The sequence below is a fragment of the Gilliamella sp. N-G2 genome, from assembly GCF_002142215.1.
Lineage (GTDB): Bacteria > Pseudomonadota > Gammaproteobacteria > Enterobacterales > Orbaceae > Gilliamella.
Genome location: NZ_NAST01000027.1, coordinates 25,130 through 31,662 on the forward strand (window position 1 = coordinate 25,130; position 6,533 = coordinate 31,662).

The 6,533-nt window shown below is 33.7% G+C and carries 6 protein-coding genes, 2 tRNA genes and 1 rRNA gene; 3 read left to right on the forward strand and 6 right to left on the reverse strand.

Going from position 1 to position 6,533, the window contains the following annotated elements:
- Window positions 1-106: 106 nt before the first annotated feature.
- On the reverse strand, window positions 107-1,468 hold the full coding sequence (gene mepM / locus B6C99_RS10960) for a murein DD-endopeptidase MepM (protein ID WP_173795342.1): 1,362 nt from the start codon (window positions 1,466-1,468) through the stop codon (window positions 107-109).
- A 28-nt stretch (window positions 1,469-1,496) separates the two neighbouring features.
- A complete protein-coding gene (gene znuA / locus B6C99_RS10965) occupies window positions 1,497-2,432 on the reverse strand; it encodes a zinc ABC transporter substrate-binding protein ZnuA (protein WP_086359863.1) in 936 nt (311 codons plus the stop codon).
- A 94-nt stretch (window positions 2,433-2,526) separates the two neighbouring features.
- Between znuA and znuC the strand changes: the two genes are divergently transcribed.
- The 3 genes from znuC to B6C99_RS10980 all read left to right on the forward strand — a co-directional run bounded on the left by znuC (window position 2,527) and on the right by B6C99_RS10980 (window position 5,745).
- Window positions 2,527-3,297: a zinc ABC transporter ATP-binding protein ZnuC gene (gene znuC, locus B6C99_RS10970; protein ID WP_086359864.1), complete on the forward strand. Its 771-nt coding sequence runs from the start codon at window positions 2,527-2,529 to the stop codon at window positions 3,295-3,297.
- A complete protein-coding gene (znuB, locus tag B6C99_RS10975; RefSeq protein WP_086359865.1) occupies window positions 3,297-4,097 on the forward strand; it encodes a zinc ABC transporter permease subunit ZnuB in 801 nt (266 codons plus the stop codon). The genes znuC and znuB overlap by 1 nt, the downstream gene beginning before the upstream one ends.
- 118 nt (window positions 4,098-4,215) lie before the next feature.
- Window positions 4,216-5,745, forward strand: a complete 1,530-nt coding sequence (locus B6C99_RS10980; RefSeq protein ID WP_086359866.1) for a YifB family Mg chelatase-like AAA ATPase — start codon at window positions 4,216-4,218, stop codon at window positions 5,743-5,745.
- Between the two features lie 4 nt (window positions 5,746-5,749).
- Here the strand turns inward: B6C99_RS10980 and B6C99_RS10985 are convergent, their stop codons facing one another.
- The 4 genes from B6C99_RS10985 to rrf form a co-directional block, all read right to left on the reverse strand.
- A complete protein-coding gene (locus tag B6C99_RS10985; protein ID WP_086359867.1) occupies window positions 5,750-6,088 on the reverse strand; it encodes a DUF413 domain-containing protein in 339 nt (112 codons plus the stop codon).
- Between the two features lie 134 nt (window positions 6,089-6,222).
- Window positions 6,223-6,298 (reverse strand) — tRNA-Trp (locus B6C99_RS10990).
- Between the two features lie 8 nt (window positions 6,299-6,306).
- Window positions 6,307-6,383, reverse strand: a tRNA-Asp gene (locus B6C99_RS10995).
- 29 nt (window positions 6,384-6,412) lie between these two features.
- Window positions 6,413-6,528 (reverse strand): 5S ribosomal RNA (rrf, locus tag B6C99_RS11000).
- Window positions 6,529-6,533: the final 5 nt, after the last annotated feature.

Here is a 6,533-nt window from a genome sequence, read left to right on the forward strand (position 1 = left end):
TATTTTAAATAAAACTACCTTATGATAGCACAACTTTTTAATGACACATTGGCCTCTGTAAGATAAGTATTATTAGTATAAAAATAGATTAAAAAACAAAATATTATTAAAAACTAAGTTGAGGTTTAATACTTTTAACTTTTTCAATAAATGTTTTCTTAGATTTACCAGTTAAACCTTCGTTAATTGGCAAACTTGCGGTTAATGGATTAACCGGTTTGTTATTGATATGTAACTCAAAATGCAAATGGGGACCTGTTGAACGCCCTGTGTTACCTGACAAGCCGATTTTATCGCCTTGCTTAACTTGTTGACCAGATTTTACTAAAATTTTATCCAGATGCATATAAGCTGTCATATATTGCCTACCATGACGAATCGCAACATAGTTACCAGCAGAACCACTATATTTCGCAATAACGACCTCACCATTACCAACGGATAAAACAGGCGTTCCCCGAGACACAGCAAAATCAACACCATTATGCGGAGTAACGATGCCTGTAACAGGATTTAAACGGCGAGGATTAAATCCTGATGATACGCGAGCTTGCTTCGCCAAAGGATAACGGAAAAAACTTTGAGACAAACTACCCGCATTAATATCATAGTATTTACCATCATCAGCCAAAATAGCATAATAATCTTTTGTTCCATTTTTAATTCGAACACCAAGAAGTTTGCTTTTAGATAATCTTTTACCATGCATTTCACGTGACAAATATACGGCAAATTTATCTCCGACTTTTAAACGGCGAAAATCCAAGCGCCATTGCAACGCTCGGGTAATAATACCGATTTCATTACCAGTTAGACCGGCTTTACGTGCATCAGCAACAAAACTCGTTTTAAGATCACCAGTAATGACAACATTTTCAGATGTACCTTCTATAGTCTCAGAACTTTCTATAAATGTATTACCTGACTTTTCAAAAATACGAACGTTATTGCTCGATATTGTCCAATTGAAAGTTAATAAATTATGGTTGTCATCAGTTGTCCAACTTACTTGCTGGCCAATTCTTAAATTGGCCAGCTGTTTAAATTTACTTGTTAACTGTAAAATGTCATTTTTATTAACATTATAACGAAATAAAATATCGTGTAATGTATCTCCACGTGAAATGGTATATTGTACGGTGTTATCTTTTTCTTCAGCAATATCGTCTAATTCATCTTTAGCTATATCATCTTCTGGAACATCGGACGATTCAGTGACGTTTTCTGATTTTGATTTATCACCAACCATATCTACTCGTCCATCACCAATAACAACTGATGATGTTGATGTGTCTGTCACTGTGGTTTGCGCTTGTGAATTTAAAGGAACATACACTGTACGATCTAAATTTAAAGGACGCCACAATATAGTTACTAAAATCACAGCAACAAGGACTCCCAATATTGAAAAATAAGGAATTTTCAAATTATTTTTTCCAATATCAGAGGATTTAATCTGCCGTACCAAAATTAACCTTAACTATCTATTATCTAAATTATTTTTCATCTAAACAATCCAACAGTTCTTGTGTCAATGCAAATAAAAAATGTGAATATGAATCTTTTGTTATAGGGATACCTGTCCCTAATGGATTTAACTCACCAATTCGAACATCCGTACCATTCACTATCTTTTTAATTATTGCAGGGCTAAACTGTGGCTCTCTAAAAACACAGACCGCTTGGTGTTCAGCTAACTCTTTTTGAATTGAATAAACTGTTTGAACACCAGGTTGTACTGCTGGATTTATGGTAAAACTTCCTAGATTTTTTAATCCGAAATATGATTCAAAATAGCCATAAGCATCATGAAACACAAAATAGCCCCTATTTTGGACGTTAATTAGTTTTTTTGCAATGTTTTGTTCCGTTTCTGATAAATTTGTAATGAATTTGTCTAGATTTAAGTCAAGTATTGCCGCTTTATTGGGGTATAAATCAAGAAGCTTATCATGAATTGATTTAGCAATGATTTTAGCAATAGTAGGAGAAAGCCAAATATGTTCATCATATTCACCATGATGCTCATCATCTGCGTGCATATCATGATGCGTATCTTCTTCATGGTTTGTGCGAAGTAAGTTTTTAATTTCACCAACATCCATTAATTCTATTTGTTTCTGGTGATCAATATTTTTTAATACAGTTGGCATAAAAGTTTCCATATCCTCACCAACCCAAATTATTAAGTCTGCATTCTTGATTTTAATTAAATCAGAAGGTTTTAATGAATAAGTGTGTGGTGAAGCACCATCAGGTAATAATATATCGGTATCTATTACACCTGATGATATTGCTTCGGTAATAAATCCAATAGGCCTTACTGAAGAAATTATTGTTGCATTAGCATTAACTATTAGCGCCCAAATAGATAAAAAAACTAATAAAAAAAAACGGATAGACTTTATAGTAGTGTTAGTTAAATTTGTCACATTATCATCCAATATTTATAAAATATGATGGAATAAACCAGAATAATTGTTATAATATAACATAACATATTGACCAGCAAGGACTAATAATATCATGACGCAATTAATGTCACTTAATAATATTTCTGTTGAAATAAATAACCAGAAAATATTATATGATATTTCATTAACGGTTAATTTAAATCAAATTATTACAGTATTAGGGCCAAACGGTGCTGGTAAATCAACGCTTGTCAAAGTTATCTTAGGTTTAATTAAACCAACTACAGGTAGCATTAAACGTACAACTGATTTAACTATCGGCTATGTTCCTCAATCCATAAATTTAAATCCAACTTTACCGATTACTGTAAAACGTTTTATGCAGTTAAATAAACAGTTAAGTCAAATAGATATTCATAAAACATTATCATTAGTTAAGGCTGAATATTTGATAGATCGATCCATGCATCAACTATCAGGTGGTGAACTGCAGCGAGTTCTTTTAGCACAAGCATTAGCTAAACGCCCAAAGTTACTCATTCTTGATGAACCGACACAAGGCGTTGATGTTAATGGACAGGTATTGTTATATGATTTAATTATTGATGCAAAACACGAGTTTAACTGTGGTGTATTAATGGTTTCACATGATCTACATCTAGTCATGGCAAAAACTGATGAGGTAATTTGTTTAAACCACCATATTTGTTGTTCAGGAACACCAGCAAGTGTTTCAAATGATCCTGAGTTTATTTCGCTTTTCGGACAACATGGCGCATCACAAATTGCTTTATATAAACACAATCACAATCATGAACATGATTTTTGCCAACATCAACATAATCAAAAAATTATATTACCTGACCAACGAGGAAAAAAATAATGATAGAGTTACTGTTACCCTCTTTACTGGCAGGATTAAGTTTAACCTGTTTAACAGGTCCTTTAGGCACATTTGTTGTTTGGCGAAGAATGTCCTATTTTGGTGATACATTATCTCACGCAGCATTATTAGGGGTAGCTTTTGGTTTTCTTTTAAATATCAATCTATTTTATGCCATTATTTTAGTAACATTGATCTTAGCTATTGGATTATTATGGCTAGAATCTCAAAAGCAACTTCCTGTTGATACCTTACTGGGTATTTTAGCTCATAGCGCTCTTTCATTAGGTTTAGTTGTAATAAGTTTAATGAATAATATACGCATTGATTTAATGGGCTATCTATTTGGTGATCTTTTATCTATAACAATGTTTGATGTTTACCAAATAATCATCTGTGTAGTAATAATTGGATTATTGCTAGTGTGGCGGTGGAATCATTTTTTATTTATTACTGTTAGTGAAGAATTAGCATTTAGTCATAGAATTAATGTACCACTAACAAAATTTATTCTAACCATATTATTAGCATTAACGATAGGTATTGCTATGAAATTTGTTGGTGCTTTGATTATTACAGCACTTTTAATCATTCCAGCAGCTACTGCAAAATATTATGCTAAAAATCCCGAATCAATGGCAATTATTGCAATATTAATTGGCATGATCTCAATCATTGGTGGAATACTATTTTCATTAATTTATGATACTCCTACAGGTCCTTCTGTTGTATTAAGCAATACTTGCTTATTTTTTATATCACTATTTATTTCTAAATTCTTTATAAGAATAAAAAATTGAAGTAGTAACAAAATTAGAAAATTTTTTGCGAACAAACACGCATTTTTAGTCATAGGTTTATACACATTCTTGAATTATCAATAAAGTGCTAAAAATCTCAAATTAATGACGATAAATTATGTCCCTCGCAATCATTTATACAAGAGCATCTATAGGAATACAAGCACCTCAAATTAATGTCGAGGTGCATATTAGTAATGTATTACCAGGTTTTGTTCTGGTTGGTCTGCCTGAAGCAACCGTTAAAGAATCTAAAGACAGGGTTAGAAGTGCCATTATTAATAGTGGTTTTACATTTCCTGCTAAAAAAATAACTGTTAATTTATCTCCGGCAGATCTGCCCAAAGAAGGGAGTCGTTTCGATTTACCCATAGCAATTGCTATTCTGGCAGCTACAGAACAAATACCTAATGACCATCTTGCTGAATATGAATTTTTAGGTGAATTGGCGTTGTCTGGTGAAATTAAGGCTGTAAAAGGGGCAATTCCTGCTGCTTTGTCATCTAAAAAAAATAATCGGACTTTAATTATCTCTTCTGAAAATCAATCAGAAATATCATTAATCCACCATAATAATACATTAATTACGCATAATTTATTAGAATTGTGTCAATATCTATTCAATGAAATTACTTTACCGTCAGTTGAATACAGAGAATATAAAGATGGTGATGAAGATAATCAACACGTCAATCTACAAGATATCATTGGTCAAGAACATGCCAAAAGAGCTTTAGAAATTGCCGCTGCCGGTGGACATAATTTATTGTTAATTGGTCCACCTGGAACTGGAAAAACAATGCTAGCCACTCGATTAACCTCATTACTACCACCATTATCAGATGACGAAGCACTTGAAAGCGCAGCAATCACTAGTCTAGTTAGTACTAATGGTTCGATTCAAAATTGGCGAATAAGGCCATTTAGAGCACCACATCACAGTGCATCAACTGCAGCTTTAGTAGGTGGTGGCTCTATTCCTCGTCCTGGAGAAATTTCATTAGCTCACAATGGAGTTCTATTTTTAGATGAATTACCCGAATTTAACCGTAAAGTATTAGATGCTCTTAGAGAACCTATTGAGTCTGGCGAAATTGTTATATCTCGGGCGAATGCCAAAATAAAATTTCCAGCTAAGTTTCAACTTATAGCAGCAATGAACCCAAGCCCCACTGGTCATTATCAAGGTACACATAATAGAACAACACCACAACAAATAATACGTTACTTAAATCGACTTTCTGGTCCATTTTTAGACCGTTTTGATATCTCGATTGAAGTACCATTATTACCTAAAGGTACACTAAGTCAGAAAGTTACTATTACCGAATCAACGGATAAAGTAAAAAAAAGAGTTATAGATGCAAGAAAGATTCAAATGATAAGAAATAAAAAGTTAAACAGTCAATTATCACCAAAAGAAATTCAAATTTATTGCTTATTAACTGATGAAGATAACGACTATTTGGAACAAGCTTTAATTAAATTAGGACTTTCGGCGCGAGCTTGGCACAGAATATTAAAAGTATCGCGTACTATCGCTGATTTAGATTGTGCAAAAAACATAGAACGAAAACATATTTCAGAAGCACTCAGTTATCGCTCTATGGATCGATTATTAATTCAAATGCACAAAAATATTGGCTAACAAATTAATCATCAGTATCGACAAAGTCATCTCCCACATCAACTTGAGGTTTTCCACCCGATAATGTGTGGAAACGTTTTGGTTTGTTGATTTTAGAAAGGTACTTTAACCATGTTTTTTCATAATCAGTAATAGGTTCCTTTTTCCCTTTACAAACTGCAACAAAAGATTTTTCTTCTGGAGTAGCTGGCTTTTTAGTTTCTGTATCAAGATCTCTAAAAGCACAACCATATTTTTCTAAGATCTGGGCCTCTTTGATAGTAAAATCACCATGCCGAGAAAATCCTCTTGGATAATTCTTGTTATCAAAAAAACGTTGTTGACTTACAAAACTTTCAGCCATGTTATATCCTCTAGATTATAAAAGTTCTTGGGCGGGAATTATAATTGACAAAGTTAATCTGTAAACAAAATTTTCTTATTTATATATATAAACTTGAACAAATGACTAAAATTAAAACAAAAACATCATTTTTGTGGCAGGGGCGGAGAGTCTCGAACTCCCAACACCCGGTTTTGGAGACCGGTGCTCTACCAATTGAACTACGCCCCTAGATAAGATGGCGGAACGGACGGGGCTCGAACCCGCGACCCCCTGCGTGACAGGCAGGTATTCTAACCAACTGAACTACCGCTCCACCGTATTTGGTATGTATATAAATTAAAAGTCTGGCGGCACCCTACTCTCACATGGGTAATACCCACACTACCATCGGCACTACGGCGTTTCACTTCTGAGTTCGGCATGGGGTCAGGTGGGACCACCGCGCTATTACCGCCAGACATAT